We start from the raw sequence: 20,170 nt of genomic DNA on the forward strand, positions 1-20,170 counted from the left end.
CATGATCGCGGAAAAATTCGACGCCATTGTTATTGGAGCCGGCATGTCCGGAAATGCTGCTGCGTACACCATGGCAAGCCACGGCCTGAAGGTGCTGCAGTTTGAGCGGGGTGAATATCCGGGCTCCAAGAATGTCCAGGGTGCCATCATGTACGCGAACATGCTGGAGAAGATCATCCCGGATTTCCGGGACGATGCGCCTCTCGAGCGGCATTTGGTTGAACAGCGGCTTTGGGTGATGGACGACACGTCCCACACCGGGATGCACTATCGGTCGGAGGACTTCAACGAGGCAAAGCCCAACCGCTATACGATCATTCGTGCCCAGTTCGACAAATGGTTTTCGCGTAAGGTGCGCGCGGCCGGCGCGACAGTCCTGTGCGAGACGACTGTGACGGAACTCGTCCGTGATGCCAAGGACAAGGTGGTCGGCGTCCGCACGGACCGGGCCGGCGGCGCGATCTTCGCGGACGTTGTCATTCTCGCAGAAGGTGTCTCGGGGCTGCTTGGCACGCGGGCCGGGCTTCGCGAGATGCCGAAGCCACAAAGCGTGGCGCTCGCCGTCAAGGAAATGCATTTCCTGCCCGAAGATGTCATTGAGCAGCGGTTTGGCCTCAAGGGCGGTGAAGGCTGCGTAATCGAGGCTGTCGGCACGATCTCCCGCGGCATGGCCGGGCTTGGCTTCCTTTACACCAACAAGGAGTCGATCTCACTGGGCATCGGCTGCCTCGTTTCGGATTTCGGCGCGACGATGCAGAGCCCATACGCCCTCCTCGATGCGCTGAAAGACCATCCTTCGATCCGGCCGCTGATCGCCGGCTCGGAGGTGAAAGAATATGCCGCGCATCTCATTCCCGAAGGTGGCTACAAGGCGATTCCGCAGCTCTTTGGCGACGGTTGGGTCGTGGTCGGCGATGCCGCGCAATTGAATAACGCCGTTCACCGCGAGGGTTCAAACCTCGCCATGACCTCCGGCCGCATCGCGGCTGAAGCAATCGTCCAGGTCAAGCGCCGCAATGGTCCAATGACCAAGCAGAACCTTGTCCTTTATAAGACCATGCTGAACAAGTCCTTCGTGGTCAAGGACCTGAAGAAATACAAGGATATGCCGGCCCTGCTCCACACCAATTCCCGAAATTTCTTCACGACCTACCCGCAGTTGATGTCGCAGGCGGCCCAGAACTTCATGCGGGTCGACGGCACCCCGAAAATCGAGAAGGAAAAGGCGACCGCTGCTGCCATGATCAAGGCGCGTTCGCGCTGGGGGTTGGTGAGCGACGCGGTCCGCCTGGCGCTCGCCTGGCGTTAAAGGAGGGACGAGAGATGACGGTCGCGGTGACGTTGCGCGTCGAGGAGAAGCTCTACCAGAACCGCTACCTGGTCGATTCGGGGCGCCCGCATATCAAAGTGCGACCGCACGCGCGGCCAAGCGCTAACCTGCTCGGGTTGACCCGCGTCTGCCCGGCCCAATGTTATGAGCTGAACGACCAGGGCCAAGTGGAGATCACCGCCGACGGCTGCATGGAGTGCGGCACCTGCCGGGTCCTGTGCGAGGCCAGTGGTGAGATCGAGTGGAATTATCCGCGCGGTGGCTTCGGTATCCTCTTCAAGTTCGGATGACCCGCGCACGCACGCGCCATTTCGGGCGCGTGCCGATAGCCACCTGCGATTGCCGCGGCTCCAGCCTAACAAGCTTCTCGCAACCAGTTTGCAATTGCAATTCAACTGGGGGTCGTCAATACTGAATCGAAACACAAAAAGCCGCTTCGGGGAGAAGCACGCTGCACAACCCCTGAGGTGTCTCCATGACTCAAGTATTGCGCGATCGGGTGGATGAAATAGGCCTTCGGACGAGCCGGTCGCCTGGCAAAACCATGCACGAGGCGGATATTTCGGTCAAGGGAATCTACGCGATATCCAAGAGCCTGACCGCCCCTACCCGGCTGGAGATCACGCTCGCCAATGTGGTGAATATTCTCTCCTCGTTTGTGCACATGCGTCATGGTGCAATAGTCGTCCTGGGCGCTGAAGGAGAGGCGGAGATTACCGCAACTGCCAGCAACGACCACACACCTCAATCAGGCCTGTGCCGCGCCATACCTCAGGGCGTCGTAGACCAAATCGTCGCTGCGGGGACGCCGCTTGTCATACAGGATGTCAGCAAGTCCGAACTCTTTCAGGCTGACCTTAAAACATTTTCGAGCGGCGGCACCGTCCCGGTTAGCTTTATCGGAGTCCCGATTAAGGCTGAGGATAAAATCCTTGGGACATTGTCGATCGACCGTGTCGGGGACGGCACCACCAGCGTGCGCTGCGACGAAGACTTACGCTTCCTGATCATGGTCGCCAACCTTGTCGGCCGGACCATCCGCCTGCACCGCATCCTAAACCCAGATGGTCAGCGGCTTAAAGAGGAGCAACGCAGACCGGAAAAATCGCTCGGCGAGGAAAGGACCAACCCCGCCCGGCATTCGCATGTCAAAATCGGCGGGATCATCGGGGAAAGTCCAGCACTCAAGCAGGTGCTCGAAACCGTCTCGGTCGTCGCGACGACTAATTCCACCGTGCTTCTTCGAGGTGAAAGTGGCACCGGCAAGGAATTCTTTGCACAGGCCATCCATGAGCTTTCACCTCGCAGCAAGAAGGCTTTCGTCAAACTGAACTGCGCCGCACTGCCTGAAAGCGTTCTGGAATCGGAGTTGTTTGGGCATGAAAAGGGCGCCTTCACCGGGGCTATCTCGCAGCGCGCCGGTCGTTTCGAATTGGCGAATGGCGGAACCCTGCTGCTTGACGAAATCGGCGAGATTTCGCCTGCCTTTCAAGCCAAGCTGTTGCGCGTCTTGCAGGAAGGCGAACTGGAGCGAGTCGGCGGCACCAGGACGCTAACGGTCGATGTCCGGCTCATATGCGCCACCAATAAGGACCTCGAGGCGGCAGTCGTGAAGGGAGAGTTTAGGGCCGACCTTTACTACCGCATTAATGTGGTGCCAATCATGCTGCCTCCGCTGCGAGAGCGACCCGGCGATATTCGACGCCTTGCGAAAGCCTTCCTCCAACGCTTCAACAGGGAGAACCACCGCGACCTCGACTTCGCACCCTCGGCGCTCGACCTGATCTCGCAATGCTACTTCCCAGGTAACGTGCGTGAGTTGGAAAACTGTGTGCGAAGGACGGCCACGCTTGCGCGTTCAACGACGGTCGCCACGTCGGATTTCGCCTGCCAGAATAGCCAGTGCCTTTCTTCGCGCCTCTGGAAAGGGGCAGACCTTCCGCCCGGCAGCAATGCCCGCGAAGAGCTCGCTCGGGGCAACCGCATGCCGGTCGCATCGCCGCCGTTGCCGTCCAGGCGCATCGGCGGCGCCGAAGGCGAGGTACTGCCCGTCCAGGTCTGCGATCCGAACGATCCTGCTTACCCCGCAGCCGGCCCGCGTCTGGCGGACCGCGACCGGCTGATCGATGCGATGGAGAAGTCCGGCTGGGTTCAGGCCAAGGCGGCTCGTATCCTTGGCCTCACGCCGCGGCAGATTGGCTATGCTCTGCGCCGGTACCGTATCGAGGTGAAGAAGTTCTAACGTGCCGGCGACGTCAAAGGTCAAGCTGGCGTTGTTGGCCCCTCTTCCGTGCGTGGGATGCGGTGCCGCGATCCAATTCGCCTGTCCATGTCGGAAGCCTGACAAAAATGTGTCGGAACAAACGGCCAGAAGCGGAAACGAATACCTAACACATTGAACGAATCGCGCTTTTCAAGTTGGCGCAGCTCTTGCAGTTGAATGGGGACGTTCGCCCTGGCATGGAGCCGTTTGATGTCCGCACCGACGATTTCGCTTGAGGGCGTGGCCAGCACAAAATCCTTCGACCGTTTGCTGGCGACTGCGAAATCCGGTGGCTGCGCATCTCCATCTTGCGGCTTGTCCGCAAAGACGGACGACATGGACCCGGCTATCTGGGAGAAGATCAAGGACCATCCGTGCTATTCAGAAGAAGCCCACCATTATTTCGCGCGCATGCATGTGGCGGTCGCGCCGGCCTGCAATATCCAGTGCAACTATTGCAATCGCAAATATGACTGCGCCAATGAAAGCCGGCCTGGGGTCGTCTCGGAAAGGCTGACCCCAGACCAGGCGCTACGCAAGGTGATCGCGGTCGCCAACGAAGTGCCGCAGCTTTCCGTGCTCGGCATCGCCGGACCGGGCGATGCCTGCTACGACTGGAAGAAAACAAAGGCAACGTTCGAGCGAGTTGCCAGGGAAATCCCCGACATCAAACTATGTATCTCCACCAATGGGCTCGCGCTGCCGGACCATGTTGGCGAGCTTGCCGACATGAATGTCGATCATGTGACAATCACCATCAACATGATCGACCCAGAGGTCGGCGCAAAGATCTATCCCTGGATCTTTTACGACCACCGCCGGTACACCGGCGTCGAAGCTGCCCGGATCCTGCACCAGCGGCAGATGTTAGGCCTGGAGATGCTGACCGCGCGCGGCATCCTTACCAAGATCAATTCGGTGATGATTCCCACCGTCAACGACGAGCACCTGATCGAGGTCAATAGATGGGTCAAGGAGCGCGGCGCGTTCCTGCACAACGTCATGCCGCTGATTTCCGACCCGGCGCATGGCACGTACTTCGGTCTGACCGGGCAGCGCGGTCCAAAGCCGGTGGAATTGAAAGCGCTTCAGGATAGTCTAGGAGGTGGCGCCAAGCTGATGCGCCATTGCCGGCAGTGCCGGGCCGATGCGGTCGGCCTGCTTGGCGAGGATCGTGGCCAGGAGTTCACGCTCGACAAGCTTCCCGGCGAAGTTATCTACGACGCCGGCAAGCGCGAGGCCTATCGAGAGGTGGTCGCGTGCGAGCGCGGCGATCATGTGGCAGCCAAGAGTCAAGCGGTCGCGATCGTCAAGGCAGCGGACTCCGGCAAATCGCTCCTTGTCGCCGTGGCGACCAAGGGCGGCGGGCGCGTCAACGAACACTTCGGCCACTCGAAGGAATTCCAGGTTTATGAGGCCTCGCCGAGAGGGATCAGTTTCATCGGGCATCGCAAGGTCGAGCAATATTGCCTCGGCGGCCGGGGCGCGGACGCCACCCTCGATGGCGTTATCGCTGCGCTGGAACGCATCGACATCGTGCTGTGCGCCAAGATCGGAGATTGCCCCAAGGATCGGCTCGCGGAAGCTGGAATCCGGGCAACGGACGTTTATGGCTATGACTATATCGAGACCGCGATCAGCGCGCTTTACGCTGCCGAATTTGGGGTCGAACCAATGGCGGCGACGGCCTGAGCCGTCTCGTTCCAACCGAACCAGGAGTTGAGAAATGGCCTTCAAGATCCTCGCATCACAATGCACGCAATGCGGTGCCTGCGAGTTCGAATGTCCCTCGGGCGCGATCAAGTTCAAGGGCGAGGCCTACGTGATCGATCCTAAGGAATGCACCGAATGCAAGGAGGCCTTCGATACCCAGCAATGCGCCTCGGTATGCCCGGTACCGAAGACCTGCGTTCCCGCCTGACCTCCAATCGGGCTAGCGACACGGGTCGCGGTCACCTCCCGAGGAGGCCTCTACCTCTTTATTGACAACCTGCAGCCGTGACGAAGGAAAGGAACAGGCATGGGCCTTGGACGCGAACAGGAGGTCGAGATCCGCAAACCTCCGCGATTGATGCCGGGGGAGCGGGTCCGTGCCACACGCCACATAAGGAATGACGGCACCTATCCTGGTCGCCAGATCGGCGAAAACCTCGTGCGGAAGGGCGACGAAGGCTATGTGCGCGACATCGGCACCTTTCTCCAGCAGTTCTACATCTATGCGGTCGAATGGGTCGATCGCGGCACCGTCGTTGGCATGCGCGCCCACGAACTGATGAGCCTCGACCAATCCGGGAATCCTTGCGGTGCCGAATTCACTGCTGGCCCTAATAAAGGAACTGCCCGATGAAGGTAATGATCCGCAGGACCGGCGCCGGGCTGTCGGCGTATGTTCCCAAGAAGGATCTCGAAGAGCCCATCGTCAAGGTCGAGAATGAAGACTTGTGGGGCGGGTGCGTAACGCTCAGGAACGGCTGGCGGCTCGTCCTGCCCGAACTTCCGCGGGATACACGTCTGCCGATCACTGTCGAGGCAAGGAAGATCTCCGACAAGGACTGATGCTGCAGGCTGGCAACATGACAACGCCAACCGGAGACGAGCATGAACATGATCTCGGCCTTGAACCATCTCTTCATCATTCGCGACAGTCATGCCTCAAAGCAGCTTGATCTGCTGAAGAAGGCGCTATACGCCGATCAGATCATCCCCTATCTTGGTCCGGGTCTACTCCGGCTCAAGACCGTGGAACCACCCGTACCGCATACGCCGGAAACCGTCGCCGCTGCCCTCAACGCGCGAGCGCCAGCGCCTTCCAAGATCCGCACCAATATGTGGTCGGTCGCCCAATTCATCGAACAGCGCCGGCATCGCCGGACGCTTCAGGCTTGGATGGCTGAGATATTCGCAGGGCCGGTTGCGCCGACCGTTTTCCACGCCTGGCTTGCAACGCTGCCGCTCTCCCTCATCGTCGACAGCTGGTACGACGGCGCCATGCGCGCAGCCCTCGCAGAGACCGGCCGAACGGATGTCATCGAGATTCAAGGCGTCACGCGGGCGGACGCAATCACCGACATTTGGACAAGAACCTACGACTTGGCCGGGAGGGAACTCCAACCCGGATCAGCGGCAACGACGGTTCTCTATACGCCACACGGCAGCATCAGGCCCGCCGCGAATTTCCTCGTCGCAGATTCCGACTATGTCGAGACCCTAACCGAAATCGATATCCAGACGCCTATCCCACAAGTCATGAAGGAACGGCGCACCAACAGAGGTTTCCTCTTCTTCGGCTGTCGCTTCGACGATCAGATGCTGCGCACTTACGCCCGGCAAATCATGAAGCGCTCCCAAGGCCCGCACTTTGCGGTAATCGATTCGGCAACGCTGACCAAAAACGAACGCCGTTTCCTTGCAGCAAATGCAATCACGGTCATAGACATGCCGGCAGGCGAAGCCGCGGCTCGGCTTGCCGCAGCACGCGTCTAGAAGATGATGGCGGGCCATGTATCGCAACGGCCTTTGATCGTGGTCCGGCTCACCGCCCACCCCCGGCCGGACCTGAGTCCGAAATATACGCTTGAGCAGTGAGGCTAGTGGCGGCGTGATGAAGGGCCGGAATTCGCCCGGGCATGTAGAGGCGGCGGGTTGGGGCCGGGGCTTGAACACGATACTGCGCATTACGCGCATGAATTTGCGGCACCCGTGGCAGGTCGCCGTTGCAATTGGCTCGACACTCGTGGCGGTAACCCTCCAATTGCTCATCCCCCAGCTTATCGGCTGGGCCGTCGACCACACCCAGACAGCCATCGGTGGGGGTATTGCCGGCGCGGCAGCGGATGAGGCGCTCCGAACCTCAGCTCTCCTGCTGCTTGCCGTCAGTGTGCTGCGAGGCCTTTTCACACTGGCTCAGAACTATTTTGCCGAGGCGGTAGGACATCACATCGCGTACGAACTGCGGCTTGCCTACTACGAAAAGATCCAGCGCCTTAGCTTTTCCTTTCACGACCAGGCGCATTCAGGCGATCTGATTACCATCGGCATGCTCGATCTCGAAGGCGTGCGAATGTATTTTTCCACCGCTCTGGTTCGCGCCGTCCTGCTCATCATGCTGATCGGGATCGGCGCCTGCATGCTGATATCCACCGACCTGGCGCTTGGTCTCCTCACGCTGAGCTTCGTGCCGTTCGTCGGATGGCGCTCATCGGTCACTCAGCTCAAGCTGCGCCACACCTGGCTCGACCTGCAGGATCGGCTTTCGGTTCTGGGCCGCGTAATGGAAGAAAATCTTGGCGGCATTCGCGTCGTGCGCGCCTTTGCGGCGCAGCCTTACGAGATGCTGAAGTTCGACCACGCCTCGAAGAAAGCGCTTGGTCTCGCCCATGACCGTGTCGATATCCGCGTACGCAACACCTCGGCGATGACTTTCTCCTTCCTTTTTGCCATGGCTCTGGTCCTCTGGATTGGCGGCAACAAAGTTATCGCTGGCGAGACTAGCGTCGGGACGCTTACGATGTTCCTGACCTTCATGATGATCCTGCAAATGCCGGTCCGCCAGATCGGCTTCATGGTCAACGCCTTCGCCCACGCTTCGACTTGCGGTTCCCGCCTATTCGGGCTCCTCGACCTAGATATCGCGATCAAGGACGCACCGGGCGCGAGACCGCTTGAGGTCAGCCAAGGGACCTTACGCTTCGACAATGTTTCATTCGCGTATAACGGCATCGAGAACCGCCCAATTCTGAAGAATATAAGTTTCGAGGCCCGCAAGGGCCAGACGATCGCGATCGTTGGCCCCCCGGGCTCCGGCAAGTCGACGATGGCTCATTTGATCCCCCGTTTTTACGATGTCACTGGCGGCACCATCACGCTCGACAGCCAGGACGTCCGCGAGGTCACCCTTGCCACGCTTCGCAGGGCGGTCGCGGTCGTGCAGCAGGATGCCTTCCTGTTCAGCACGACGATCGAGAACAATGTTGCCTATGGCGATCCCTGGGCCGAGGAACAGCGGATCGAGCGCGCGAGCGAGTCTGCTCAGCTTCACAATTACATTCTCGGCCTGCCGACCAGCTACAAAACAGTCGTGGGCGAGCGCGGCGTCTCCCTTTCGGGCGGCCAGCGCCAGCGCCTGACGATCGCCCGCACGATGATGCTGCGCCCGTCCGTCATCGTTTTTGACGACTCGACGGCGGCAATCGATGCAGCCACCGAACAGCGCATTCGCAGCGCCATGCGACGCTTTGCCAAGGATCGCGTGACCATCATCATCGCCCACCGCCTGAGTTCGCTCATGCATGCCGACAACATCCTGTTTATCGAGAATGGAGAGATCGTCGAGCGTGGCACTCACCAAGAGCTTCTGGCGAAGGACGGACGCTACAAGGCCCTTTACGATCTTCAAGTGCCCCCGGGCGATGACATGCTGCCCAAACAAGAGGGAGGGAGTTGATGGCCCACGCCGGCGAAGTCGAGACGGAACGCAACGATATCCGCGACGACGGCCGGCGCCCTCCGCGTGCGGTCGTCGGGTCCCATCGCGTCGAAGAGGAGTTGTTCGGACGGGCCTTTGACAAAAACGTTGTCCGACGCATTTGGGCATTCGTCCGGCCCTACCGCACCAAGATGATGATCTCGCTAGCCGCAATGTTTGTCTTCACCGGGACGCAGCTTCTCATCCCGCTGATCATCCGCTATGCGATCGACAATGGGATGTCCCCGGGAAGTGGCGATCGCTCAGCCCTGCTTGCAGCCGCCTGCTTCTTCCTTCTTGCCATTTGGGTCAATTCCACGGCCAGCTACACGCAAGAGACGGTGATCGGCAAGATGGCCGAGAATGTTCTCTTCGATATACGCCGCGCCATGTTCGGCCATCTGCAGAAGGTCTCACTTTCCTTCATGGACAAGACGGAGGTCGGACGCCTGATGTCTCGTCTGCAGGGCGACATCAATTCCATGCAGGAATTCCTCGAAACGTCCTTGTTCTCGCTGGGCGACGTTGCCCTTCTCTTCGGCATCGTCTTGGTCATGCTGTGGCTCGACCTTCGGTTAGGCCTCCTTACGCTTTCGGTCCTGCCGGTTCTCTTCATAGTGCGCATCTTCTGGCTGCCGCGCGCCCGCGATGCCTTCATGGCCGCGCACGAGACCAACTCTGTCGCCAATGGCGCGCTGGCAGAGGCCATTCAGGGCGTGCGCGCAGTGCAGTCCATGGACCGCCAGCAGGTCAACTTCAGCCTCTACGATGATAAGGCCGATGCGAATCTCAAGACGCATCTGACGGCTGCCAAATATGCGCAGGTCATGGTGCCGATCGTCGATAGCCTGACGGGCGTTGCCATGGCCGTCGTCGTGATGGTCGGCGGTGCGATGGTCATGAGTGGCGGCATCGACGCGGGTGTGATGGTTGCCTTCCTCTTCTACATCCAGCGCTTCTTCGATCCGATCCGCTCGCTCACTCTGCAATATTCGATCATGCAGCGCGCGATGGCCTCCGGAAAGCGTCTGACCGACGTGCTCGACGTCAAGATTGACATCCAGGACAAGCGGAATGCCAAGGTGCTTTCGCCCGACATGGACGGCTCGGTGGAGTTCAGGAACGTTACTTTCGGCTACGACCGCAAGCATCCGGTATTGAAGAACGTGTCCTTTCGGGTCAATCCCGGCGAGACCGTCGCCCTCGTCGGCCCGACCGGTTCGGGCAAATCCAGCGCGATGGCGCTTGTCCACCGCTTCTATGAGGTCCAGCAGGGTCAAGTGCTGATCGGTGGACACGACGTGCGCGATCTCACCCAGGAATCGCTCGGCCGTCATATCGCCATGGTGCTTCAGGAGCCGTTCCTTTTCACCGGCACGGTCTTCGAGAACATCCGCTACCACAAGACCGACGCCAGGCGCGAAGAGGTGATCGAGGCCGCCAAAGCGGTCGGCGCGCACGACTTCATCGTGAACCTTCCTGGTGGATACGAGGCCGATGTAAGCGAACGCGGCGGCAATCTTTCGCTCGGCCAGCGCCAGCTTATCAGCTTTGCCCGCGCGCTCGTTGCAAACGCCAAGATCCTTATACTTGACGAGGCAACCGCTAATATCGACAGCTATACGGAGAAGCTCATCCAGAAGGCACTGATCAGGCTTCTCAAAGGCCGCACGGGCCTGGTCATCGCCCATCGGCTTGCCACAGTCCGAGGCGCCGACCGCCTCATCGTTCTCCAAAATGGCCAAGTCGTCGAGACCGGCAAGCACGACCGGTTGATCGCCATGGGCGGGCTCTATTCCAAACTCTACAACCTCAACCACGCCTCGTTCGACGACATCCCCGATGAGGAACTCGATACCTCAGCCCAAACCGGCGCAAAGACCTGATTTCTGACCAGCAATCGTCTGCGGCTTGCCGCTGCGAAATGGTTGGCTTGGCGGCTGGTTTGCGAGCTCAACGAGGTTTGTGCGATTGTTGGTAGCAAAATGGATCTCATTCGTGTTTTGGTTTGATGCAAATCAGCATCCGGCGCTGCCCTGGGACGGCATAGCATCTAACTGCCTGCTACCTGCAGACGAAAGCACACCTTTGTGCGGCCAATTTTCATTTCCAGGCCAATCAGCGATTTAACAGGCCGCGCTACTGCGACCTTCCCGGCGGGCGTCTGTATCGTTAGTTGGCCAGCTATGTCTCGGCAAGCTGATGGCCAGACAAGGCGGCTTCCAACTTTACGCGGTCCAATTCGCCCTCCCAGCGAGCGACGACGAGGGATGCCACCGCGTTGCCGACGATATTCGTGAGGGCCCGGCACTCGGACATGAAACGGTCGATGCCGAGGATCAGGGCCATACCGGCCACCGGCACGGAAGGTACGACGGAGAGCGTCGCGGCCAACGTGACGAAGCCGGCGCCTGTGACCCCTGCAGCGCCCTTCGAAGAGAGCATCGCCACAAGGAGCAGCAGGATCTGGTCGCCGATCGACAGATCCGTATTCGTCGCCTGCGCGATGAAGAGGGCTGCCAGCGTCATGTAGATATTGGTGCCGTCCAGATTGAAGGAGTATCCGGTCGGAATGACGAGGCCCACGACCGAACGCGTGGCGCCGGCCTTCTCCATCTTCTCCATGAGCGAGGGTAGCGCGGCCTCCGAAGAGGACGTTGCGAGAACAAGCAGCAGCTCTTCCTTGATGTAGCCGATGAGAGCAACGATCGAGAACCCGTTGTAACGGCAGACCGCGCCGAGGATGACGAACACGAAGAGGAAGGCGGTGAAATAGAACGTCCCGACCAGCATCGCCAGGTTCACAACCGAGCCGATGCCATATTTGCCGATGGTGAAGGCCATTGCGCCGAAAGCGCCGATCGGGGCAGCCTTCATCAGAATGCCGACGAGCTTGAAGACGGGCGCGATGAGCGCCTGAAGGAAGGAAACGACAGGCTTGCCCGCCTCACCGGCCATCGCCAGCGCGATGCCGAAGAGAACCGAGAAGAACAGCACCTGCAGGATGTCGCCTTGCGCAAACGCGCCGACGATCGTCGACGGAATGATGTTCATCAGGAAGTCCGTCACGGACTGCTCGTGGGCCTTTGCGGCGTAACTGTTCACGGACTGGAGGTCGAGCGAGGCGGGATCGATATTGAGGCCGGCGCCGGGCTGAACGACATTGGCCACGATGAGGCCGACGATCAGTGCGAGCGTCGAGAAACTCAGGAAGTAGACCATGGTCTTGCCGGCGACCCGGCCGACCTTGTGAAGATCGTTCATGCCGGCAATGCCGGTCGCAATTGTCAGGAAGATGACAGGCGCGATGATCATCTTGACGAGCTTGATGAAGGCATCGCCCAGGGGCTTCAGGCTCTCGCCGATCCCCGGACAGACATAGCCAGTTGCGACGCCGAGGGCGATGGCGACAAGCACCTGCACGTAAAGCTGGGCGTAGAGAGGCTTGCGAGGCGCGCGAGGCGCGCTGCGGACTGGTGGAGCTAGCATTTTTCTCTCCCTGACCGGATCTGGGCGGGTTTCGGACCGTCCCGGGCTTCTCCCAAGCAGCGCTCCGGCCGAACGCGGCTGCCACCTTGGGCGCAAGAGCCATGCCAGACCAAATGTTGCGGTTCTCAGGTGTCCAGTGCAGGCCGAACTAACGGCTTTCCTGGCGGAATCTCGCACCAGGCTTCGTCAACGGCCGGCCTGGAGAATACGGTGGCAGACGAGATCCAGCACGCCCCATGATGCTTCTCGCCAAATCGTCCGTCGGTCGATCTCTCTGGATTGCGATGCTCGGCCCTTTAGGCTTGTCTTCTTGCGACAGGTTGCATGCGCGCGCCAGAAGCAAAGCAGGTCCTATGCGACCGTGTCGTTGCCGCGTCGCCGCCGATACTTTGAAAAGGTACGTCAAGAGACTGATTCCGCCGGTCGCAGCAAGCGACGTGCGGTTCAACAGATATTTCGGAGTTCGGCCACTGCCAAGGAAGCCGCACTTGATGACACGCTTCGTGCCATCGGGAGCGACGCCCCGCTCTTCTGTTATCAAGCTAGAGAGCGCTGAGTGATCGAGATCGCGAAGCATCTCAACCTGACCCGGCGTCGCAACCCACCGCGGTTGGCTGCACGCCCAAAGGCCTCAGCCTCAGTCACGGCCCAGGGTGAAGCGCCGATTGGGTGCACGAAGCGGCCGCGCGTTCAGGGGGAAGAGCGAGGTAAATCGCTTGATGTCTACAGCGTCGACCTCGACCGGATCCATTGCCAACATCCACTCGACGTTCTCGGTGCAGGGCGTCGTCGTCAATGATCCCTCACAGGTCCAGTAGCCGAGCGAGGCCGGCAAAAGCCCATTGGGATCGACCTCGTCGAGCGCCATCTCATCGCCTGGCCGCGCAGTTCAAGTGAATAGATGCCAAGATCCCCTAGCTTGGTGTCGGCTGTAACATCGTGCCGGTGTCCGAGTAAGCTTTCAGCTTTGGGATGATCTCGGTTGCCGTCCGATCGCTCGCTGCCCTTGCCCGAAAGACGTCATCAACCTCAAAGAACCTCGCGTAAGGTCTGTTCGCGAAGTGAAGCCGCAGCTCATCAAAATTCTCTATCGTTTGATCCAGCGGTCGCGTCTCCTGACGCTGAAGGATGGCGCTGCCAGAAAGCTGAAGCGTTGGGACCCCCAGGAAATCCCAAATCGTTGCCAAGCATGCGGCAGGTTCGCGAAGACGGCTCTCATATTCGATCTCAAGCATGCTGGTCGGTGCAAAGGCGTGCGCCACCCGAGCGTGGAAACCGTCGGCAGTCTTGAAATAGGCCTGGCACTTGGCGATTGACAATCTGATGCGCGGCGGGGAAGCCGCTTGACTGTCCGAGCCGAACTTCAGCCACTGGCCGGATTGCCTCACCTGCACCAGCGACCGCAGCGATTCAAGGTATTTGTGCGAACCACAAGGATGACCTTGAGGCCGGGCCGACGGACCAGTTCGGAAAAAAGCCCGGGCGATCGTGAAACTGAGGTTCGTTGATCTTGCAACCAACATGCGTCACCTTCTTGTCGCTCCCTGCGGGAAAGCACAGATAGGCGAGCTCGAGGAGTTCGCGATCGCTGCGTAGCATGCGAGCTTTGTCGAGCCAATTCGTATCACAAGTGTTGAGCAACTCACCGTTGCTCAACACGTTCGGATGCTCGTTCAGCAACGCTTCCAGATAGTGCGTCCCAGTCCTTGGCATCGCCATGCGTCATTGCGTGTTTCCAACTTGCATGAATTGCAGGCGGTCCGGGTGGCGTCCCAGTACAAGATCCGCTGTCATCTGTGCGCCGGTCCGTTCAACAGTGTTAGGAACCGAAGCGCGGAAACAAACAAGACAGAACTATCAGCGTCTGATCGTACCCATCCGGTGAAGACCGCAGGCGTGCGTATCCGGCGGCCATGAGCACCTGAGCACCGCGGTGCTGGGGTCAAGCTTTCGATGGGGAGACGCGATGATATTCTTCGAGGAGGAGTTTGACTTCCTCGATGCCCTCATCGGTGAAGGCCAAGATCCCGTCGTCATCGTTGGCGCCGTACACCCAGATGACGCCGTCCTCGGGCTCGAGACCGAGGGTCAGGTCCTGGATGAGCGCTTCGCTGACGCCGAGGTCCCTGGCGACAATTCGACGGTGTAGACGTGATGCACCTTATTGCGCTGCATGATCAGGCCGCCGCTGGTTGGGTCCGCAGTTTTGCGGATCTCCAATTCCACGGCAGCAAATCATCGATCCGCTGTGCTGGGTGGGCTGCGATGCGCGCCAGGATATCGGCGAGCCAGGCCTGAGGGTCGACGTCATTCAACTTGGCGCTGACGATCAGGCTGTAGAGAACGGCAGCGCGCTGTCCGCCGCGATCGGAACCGCAGAACAGCCAGGACTTTCTTCCGAGAGCGACGCCGCGCAGGGCTCGCTCGGCTGCATTGTTCGATAGGCAGATCCGCCCATCGTCGAGGAACCGGGTGAAGGATGACCAGCGGCGCAGCATGTAGTTGAAGGCCTTGGTCAGATCGTGTCCGCGCGAGAGCTTGTCGCGCGTCTCGATCATCCAGCGCTCGAGCTCGGTGACCAGCGGCGCGCTCCGCTCTTGGCGCACGGCGTGGCGTTGGCCTGGCGACAGGCCGTTGATCTCGCGTTCGATATCGAACAGGGCATCGATGCGCTTCACGGCTTCAACCGCTAGCGGATAGACCAGGTTGGGCTTCTCGCCGTGCGCCTTCTTGCGCGCCGCCGCTTCGATATCGGCCAGCTCGAACACTTTGCGCCGGCTGTGGGCCCAGCAGCTGGCTTCCAGAATAGGCGCCGGCTGACGGCCCGCCGCATAGAGATCGCCATAACCGCCATAGGCATCGGCCTGCAGAATGCCGCTCCAGCCGGCGAGATGCGCCGCGGGATGTTCGCCTCGGCGATCGCGGGAATAGTAGAACACCACCGCCGGCGGATCGGCGCCGCCGAACGGTCGGTCATCGCGCACATAGGTCCATAATCGGCCGGTATCGGTCTTGCCCTTGGCCAGGACCGGAACCGTCGTATCGTCGCCGTGCAGACGTGAAGCGGACAGCACATGGGCTTCGAGCCGCTTGAATAGCGGCATCAGCACCGCGGCGCCGGCGCCGACCTGGTCGGCGAGCGTCGACAGGCTGAGCGGCACGCCTTCGCGGGCATAGCGTTCAGCCTGGCGGTTGAGCGGCTGATGCTGGCCGAACTTCTCGAACAGGATCATCGCCAGCAGGCCGGGACCGGCCCAGCCGCGCGGGGTGGCGTGGAACGGCGCCGGAGCCTGGCTGATCGCCTCGCAGTCGCGGCAGGTGAACTTCTCCCGCACGTGTTGGATCACCTTCCATTGCCGCGGCACCACCTCCAGCGTCTCGGTGATATCCTCACCTAGCCTGCGCAGCCGATGACCGCCGCAGCAATGGCAAGCGGTCGGCGCCGGCTCGACCACGCGTTCGCGCGGCAGATGCTCTGGAAATGGCTGGCGCGCCGGTCGTTTGCGCACATAAGGTGCCACCTCGGTGGTCCGGGCCGCCGCCTGTTCGGCGGCGATCTCATCTTCCGTTGCCGTGCTCTCGAGTTCCTCGAAGGTGAGCTCCATCTGGTCGTGCAGGCGGGCTGAGCGTTCAGAACTCTGACCATGCAGCGCCCGCTGCAGCTTCCGGATCGTCAGATCCTGATGTGCGATCAGCGCCGCATCATCCGATGCCTTGGCCCTGGCGACCGCCAGTTCGGCCTCGACCAACGCAGCGCGCGCGGCCTCGTCTTCGGCTCTGGCCAGTGCCGCGGTCAGCGCTGCTCTCAGCGCACCGATATCGTCCGGAACAGCATCCAGGGCGGTGGCAACCATGCTCTGGAGTGAATCATAAAACGCGTCCGCTGACACGCGGAAAATGGCGCAACTCAAAGAAAAACTCAGCCCGCGCGCTGGGGGCGGAACGTGTGACGCGGGTTGCGCCAATCGATCCCGTCGAGCATGTAGGCGAGCTGCGCCGGTGATATGGAAACCGTACCATCCGCCGGCGACGGCCATAGAAACCGGCCCTTCTCGAGCCGTTTTGCATACAGCGACATGCCGAGCCCATCATGCCAGATAATCTTGATCAGATTGCCGCTGCGGCCGCGGAAGACATAAAGATCGCCGGCATGCGGATCGCGGCCCAACGTCTCCTGAACCTGCAGAGCGAGGCCTTGCATTCCGCGACGCATATCGGTCCGGCCGACCGCCAACCAGATCCGCACCTGGCTCGGAACCGGGATCATGAAACGCCCAGCGCCTTCACCATCGCCGCCGCCAGTGTCGGCGGTGTGGTCAGCGGAATCCGCAGCCGCACCTTGCCGGCGATCTCCAGCTCGATCACCGCTGGGGGCGCCGCCGGCACCGAAGCGGCGACAGGCTCATCGGGAACCACGACAACTTCGGCAAAGCCTGTCTCGCGGGCTCTCAGCGTGCGGCGCCACTTATAGATCAGACTGGTCGCGACATCGTACTGACGCGCCACCGCCGCCACTGTGGCCCCGGGCGCGAATGCCGCGGCCAGTATCCGGCACTGATCCTCTTCACGCCAACGACGACGACGCTCCGGTCCGGTCAATAACGTCACATGGCTCATGCTGTGCTGCTAACTACGCTCGTAAGGGCGACCTTAAGAGCGCAACTTCGCTACCGTGCCATGCTCCCGCAAGGCGGCCTTCGCCGGAGGCGTACGTCTGATCACGCAGACCCGCGTGAGTACCGGTCTCTTTCCGCGTTGCTTTTGATTTTGGGTCTCGAATACGCGACACCAGATCGACGACACGATTTGATAAGAAGGCCACAACCAATCATGGCACCGGCGTGCCATAGCGCTGGTAGATTGACTGGATGCCGTCGAGCATCTCGCGTGACAGGGTGACTTCCAAACTGGCGATGCTGTGCTGCAATTGCGGCACGGAGGTAGCGCCAACAAGAGTGCTTGCAACAAAAGGCCGGCTTCTAACGAATGACAACGCGCCGTGCACTGGATCGATGCCGTGTTCACGAAAGAGCGTTGTATATGCGAGTGCCGCATGCTGCGCCCATTCGCTGCTGTAGCGGAAGAACCGTCCGAACAAGTTCAGCCGCGAACCGGTTGGCCGCTGCCCCCCCAGGTACTTTCCAGTCAGCGTGCCCATCGCCAGCGGTGAATACGCGAGAAGCCCCACCTGTTCACGCAGAGCCATCTCCGCCAGGCCGTTCTCGAAGTCGAGGTTGAGTAGATTGTATGGATTCTGAATGCTTATCACACGGGCGAGCCCTAGTGTTTCCGCGTGATGCAGGAAGCGCGCCAAGCCCCAAGGTGTTTCATTGCAGAGCCCAATGTGGCGTACGCGACCGCTTTTAACGAGCGCGTCCAACGCCTCCAACGTTTCCAGGATTGGTACCGCATCGTCGTCGAGTTCATACTGGTAGTCGACCAATTCGAATATATTGGTGCTACGGTCGGGCCAGTGCAATTGGAATAGGTCGATATAGTCCGTCTGGAGCCTTTGGAGACTGGTTTCGACGGCCTCGAACAGGTTGGCGCGTGTGTAGCTGACACGACCGTCGCGCGCATACGGTAAGTTCGCGTTGCCTGGTCGAGCAGGACCGACGGCTTTGGTCGCAAGCACGATGTCTTGCCTGCGGCCGGTCTGCCGTAGCCAACTCCCGATATAACGCTCCGTAAGTCCATGTGTCTCGGCGCGGGGAGGCACAGGGTACATCTCCGCAGTATCGACGAAGTTTATGCCGGCATCCAGGGCTGCGTCTAACTGCGCATGCGCCTCGGCCTCCGTGTTCTGCTCTCCCCAACTCATAGTGCCCAGGCCGAGCACGCTCACCTTCAGGGCGCTGCGTCCCAGTTCATGATATTGCATTGTCTATCTCCTTCTCGAATTGTTCGTAAATCGCGTCATGGCATCAGGCGCCGACGGAACAGGGCCGTCGACACGAAAAAGGGCAATACTGCGTAGATGGAAAGCGCGCCGATATGCAGGCCAATGCTGTCGGCCGGACGGCCAAGCATCGCCGGGCGAATGAGGTCGATCGCTTGTGCCAGCGGCAAGAAGTGCGCGGCCTGTTGAAAACCCTCGGGCAATTGGGCGACTGGAAAGACCGCGCCGCACAGGAACAGCATGGGGGTGACAACAAGTGTCTGGTAAAACACGAAATAGTCGTAGCTGGGTGCAAGCGCCGTCACCACCATCGCCAGGCTTGCGAAGGCTAACCCAGTGAGGGCGATGACTGGCAGCGCATAGAGGATGGAAGGCCACGCCGCATAGCCTAGCGTGCCGGCAACAATCGTAATCCCCGTACCGGCGAGAAAGGCCTTGGTGGCTGCCCACGCCAATTCACCGAGAACGATGTCACCGAGCGTAAGCTGGGTGTAGAGGATTGCTTCCCATGTGCGCTGAGCGTGCATGCGAGCGAAAGCCGCATAAATCGTCTCAAATGTCGCAGAGGTCATCGCGCTTGTCGCGACCATGCCGCCTGCCAGAAACGCGACATACGAAGTACCGTCAACGCGACCTACAACAATTCCCAGGCCAAAGCCAAGACCGAACAGGTAGATCAGAGGATCGGCCAGGTTCCCGAGAAGTGACGCAAGCGCGACCTTCTTCCATGCCATATAGTTGCGGCGCCATACCGCGATCCAGTTCCAAGCGTTGGTGGGCAGAGCCGTGGCACAACCTTCACCCATGTTCATTTCTCCATCTCGCGCCCGGTCAATCGCAAAAAGACATCCTCCATGTTCGGCGGACGCTCCAGAAGGCGTAAACCCGCACGCCCGCGCAACTGCAGGCGCACTTGCTCCGGATCGGGCGCGTAGCAAAAGAGTGTCTCGCCGCTCACCTCGATGCGCTGCGCATACGGCCTAATCAACGCATCCAGCTCATGCGGATTGCCGCCATAGATCTCGATCACCTGACATCCGATCTGTTCGTCAATCAGCGTGTGAGGACGGCCTTCGGCAATGTTGCGACCTCTTTCAAGCACGCACAGCCGATCGCACAACCGCTCAGCCTCTTCCATGAAGTGGGTTGTCAAGAGAATAGTCTTGCCCCGCGCGAGCAGCGACCGCAGGCGTTCCCAAATCAGGTGTCGCGCGTGCGGATCTAAACCGGTGGTCGGCTCGTCCATTACAATCAGTTGCGGGTCGTTGATCAACGCACGCGCCAGCGTCAGGCGCCGCTTCATGCCGCCGGACAGTTCGGAAACGCGAGCATGCGCCTTGCTTTCGAGGCGGGCGAACTCCAGAAGCGATGGTATGACTGCTTCGATCTCGCGTGTGCTCATGCCGAAATAGCGCCCGAATACCAGCAGGTTCTCGCGCACCGTGAACTCAAGGTCCAGGTTGTCGAACTGCGGGACCACGCCGATGCGCCGGCGTGCCAAGCGAGCGCGTGCCGGAACTGGCACGCCGAGCACGGTGATCTTGCCCGCATCAGGTGAGGTCATGCCGAGGATCATACGCGCAATCGTGCTTTTGCCCGCGCCGTTCGGTCCCAAGAGCCCGAAGCATTCCCCCGCTGCTACGCGGAATGACAGCCTGTCGACAACGACCTTGTCATCATATGTCTTGCTTACGTCAGTAAGATCGATTGCTAGCATGGACATAC

General features: G+C 60.3%; 19 protein-coding genes and 2 pseudogenes. 11 read left to right on the plus strand and 10 right to left on the minus strand.

Annotated elements, in window-relative coordinates; translation table 11 throughout:
• The first annotated feature begins 1 nt into the window (after window position 1).
• The 3 genes from A6B35_RS32400 to nifA all read left to right on the plus strand — a co-directional run bounded on the left by A6B35_RS32400 (window position 2) and on the right by nifA (window position 3,572).
• Window positions 2–1,309 carry an FAD-dependent oxidoreductase gene (locus tag A6B35_RS32400; RefSeq protein ID WP_006205093.1) on the plus strand — a complete coding sequence of 436 codons (1,308 nt, stop codon included), beginning with the start codon at window positions 2–4 and terminating at the stop codon, window positions 1,307–1,309.
• Window positions 1,310–1,323: 14 nt separating this feature from the next.
• Window positions 1,324–1,620 (plus strand): ferredoxin family protein, encoded by a 297-nt coding sequence (locus tag A6B35_RS32405; protein ID WP_006205092.1) that lies wholly within the window; start codon window positions 1,324–1,326, stop codon window positions 1,618–1,620.
• A 185-nt stretch (window positions 1,621–1,805) separates the two neighbouring features.
• The gene (nifA, locus tag A6B35_RS32410; RefSeq protein ID WP_040583651.1) at window positions 1,806–3,572 is read left to right on the plus strand and encodes a nif-specific transcriptional activator NifA; all 1,767 of its coding nucleotides are present in this window, start codon (window positions 1,806–1,808) and stop codon (window positions 3,570–3,572) included.
• 20 nt (window positions 3,573–3,592) lie between these two features.
• Here the strand turns inward: nifA and A6B35_RS36950 are convergent, their stop codons facing one another.
• Window positions 3,593–3,958, minus strand: a complete 366-nt coding sequence (locus A6B35_RS36950) for a hypothetical protein (RefSeq protein WP_244426043.1) — start codon at window positions 3,956–3,958, stop codon at window positions 3,593–3,595.
• Between A6B35_RS36950 and nifB the strand changes: the two genes are divergently transcribed.
• The 7 genes from nifB (at window position 3,861) to A6B35_RS32445 (ending at window position 10,943) form a co-directional block, all read left to right on the plus strand.
• On the plus strand, window positions 3,861–5,285 hold the full coding sequence (nifB, locus tag A6B35_RS32415; RefSeq protein WP_244426041.1) for a nitrogenase cofactor biosynthesis protein NifB: 1,425 nt from the start codon (window positions 3,861–3,863) through the stop codon (window positions 5,283–5,285). The genes A6B35_RS36950 and nifB overlap by 98 nt on opposite strands.
• 34 nt (window positions 5,286–5,319) lie before the next feature.
• Window positions 5,320–5,514, plus strand: a complete 195-nt coding sequence (locus A6B35_RS32420; RefSeq protein ID WP_006205089.1) for a 4Fe-4S dicluster domain-containing protein — start codon at window positions 5,320–5,322, stop codon at window positions 5,512–5,514.
• Between the two features lie 99 nt (window positions 5,515–5,613).
• Window positions 5,614–5,940: a nitrogen fixation protein NifZ gene (locus tag A6B35_RS32425; protein WP_006205088.1), complete on the plus strand. Its 327-nt coding sequence runs from the start codon at window positions 5,614–5,616 to the stop codon at window positions 5,938–5,940.
• Window positions 5,937–6,149 carry a putative nitrogen fixation protein NifT gene (gene nifT, locus A6B35_RS32430; protein ID WP_006205087.1) on the plus strand — a complete coding sequence of 71 codons (213 nt, stop codon included), beginning with the start codon at window positions 5,937–5,939 and terminating at the stop codon, window positions 6,147–6,149. Before A6B35_RS32425 ends, nifT begins: the two co-directional genes overlap by 4 nt.
• A gap of 42 nt (window positions 6,150–6,191) precedes the next feature.
• Window positions 6,192–7,076 (plus strand): SIR2 family NAD-dependent protein deacylase, encoded by an 885-nt coding sequence (locus A6B35_RS32435; RefSeq protein ID WP_006205086.1) that lies wholly within the window; start codon window positions 6,192–6,194, stop codon window positions 7,074–7,076.
• Window positions 7,077–7,194: 118 nt separating this feature from the next.
• Window positions 7,195–9,036, plus strand: a complete 1,842-nt coding sequence (locus A6B35_RS32440; protein WP_065518386.1) for an ABC transporter ATP-binding protein — start codon at window positions 7,195–7,197, stop codon at window positions 9,034–9,036.
• Window positions 9,036–10,943: an ABC transporter ATP-binding protein gene (locus tag A6B35_RS32445; protein WP_006205084.1), complete on the plus strand. Its 1,908-nt coding sequence runs from the start codon at window positions 9,036–9,038 to the stop codon at window positions 10,941–10,943. The genes A6B35_RS32440 and A6B35_RS32445 overlap by 1 nt, the downstream gene beginning before the upstream one ends.
• 298 nt (window positions 10,944–11,241) lie before the next feature.
• Here the strand turns inward: A6B35_RS32445 and A6B35_RS32450 are convergent, their stop codons facing one another.
• From A6B35_RS32450 to A6B35_RS32460, 3 genes and pseudogenes are all read right to left on the minus strand, one after another.
• Entirely contained in the window at window positions 11,242–12,546 is a 1,305-nt protein-coding gene (locus A6B35_RS32450; protein ID WP_006205083.1) for a dicarboxylate/amino acid:cation symporter, read from the minus strand.
• 637 nt (window positions 12,547–13,183) lie between these two features.
• Window positions 13,184–13,429 (minus strand): annotated as a pseudogene (locus A6B35_RS32455) (carbonic anhydrase family protein); the annotation flags it as partial.
• Between the two features lie 136 nt (window positions 13,430–13,565).
• Window positions 13,566–14,265 (minus strand): annotated as a pseudogene (locus A6B35_RS32460) (sulfotransferase domain-containing protein); the annotation flags it as partial.
• Between the two features lie 247 nt (window positions 14,266–14,512).
• Here A6B35_RS32460 and A6B35_RS37440 point away from each other — a divergent pair.
• Complete coding sequence (locus tag A6B35_RS37440; protein WP_006201718.1) at window positions 14,513–14,695, plus strand: hypothetical protein; 183 nt, start codon at window positions 14,513–14,515, stop codon at window positions 14,693–14,695.
• Between the two features lie 28 nt (window positions 14,696–14,723).
• On the opposite strand, the gene tnpC is transcribed toward A6B35_RS37440, so the two are convergent.
• The 6 genes from tnpC to nodI form a co-directional block, all read right to left on the minus strand.
• Window positions 14,724–16,400, minus strand: coding sequence for an IS66 family transposase (tnpC, locus tag A6B35_RS32470; RefSeq protein WP_006201719.1), 1,677 nt, complete (start codon window positions 16,398–16,400; stop codon window positions 14,724–14,726).
• Window positions 16,401–16,465: 65 nt separating this feature from the next.
• Window positions 16,466–16,813 (minus strand): IS66 family insertion sequence element accessory protein TnpB, encoded by a 348-nt coding sequence (tnpB, locus tag A6B35_RS32475; RefSeq protein WP_006201720.1) that lies wholly within the window; start codon window positions 16,811–16,813, stop codon window positions 16,466–16,468.
• Window positions 16,810–17,163 carry an IS66-like element accessory protein TnpA gene (tnpA, locus tag A6B35_RS32480; RefSeq protein ID WP_040582614.1) on the minus strand — a complete coding sequence of 118 codons (354 nt, stop codon included), beginning with the start codon at window positions 17,161–17,163 and terminating at the stop codon, window positions 16,810–16,812. Before tnpA ends, tnpB begins: the two co-directional genes overlap by 4 nt.
• Window positions 17,164–17,374: 211 nt before the next feature.
• Complete coding sequence (locus A6B35_RS32485; RefSeq protein WP_006201684.1) at window positions 17,375–18,427, minus strand: NADP(H)-dependent aldo-keto reductase; 1,053 nt, start codon at window positions 18,425–18,427, stop codon at window positions 17,375–17,377.
• Window positions 18,428–18,462: 35 nt separating this feature from the next.
• Window positions 18,463–19,251 carry an ABC transporter permease gene (locus A6B35_RS32490; RefSeq protein ID WP_006201685.1) on the minus strand — a complete coding sequence of 263 codons (789 nt, stop codon included), beginning with the start codon at window positions 19,249–19,251 and terminating at the stop codon, window positions 18,463–18,465.
• A 2-nt stretch (window positions 19,252–19,253) separates the two neighbouring features.
• On the minus strand, window positions 19,254–20,168 hold the full coding sequence (gene nodI, locus A6B35_RS32495) for a nodulation factor ABC transporter ATP-binding protein NodI (RefSeq protein WP_006201686.1): 915 nt from the start codon (window positions 20,166–20,168) through the stop codon (window positions 19,254–19,256).
• Between the last annotated feature and the right edge of the window lie 2 nt (window positions 20,169–20,170).

It is taken from the genome of Mesorhizobium amorphae CCNWGS0123, assembly GCF_001686985.1.
Lineage (GTDB): Bacteria > Pseudomonadota > Alphaproteobacteria > Rhizobiales > Rhizobiaceae > Mesorhizobium > Mesorhizobium amorphae.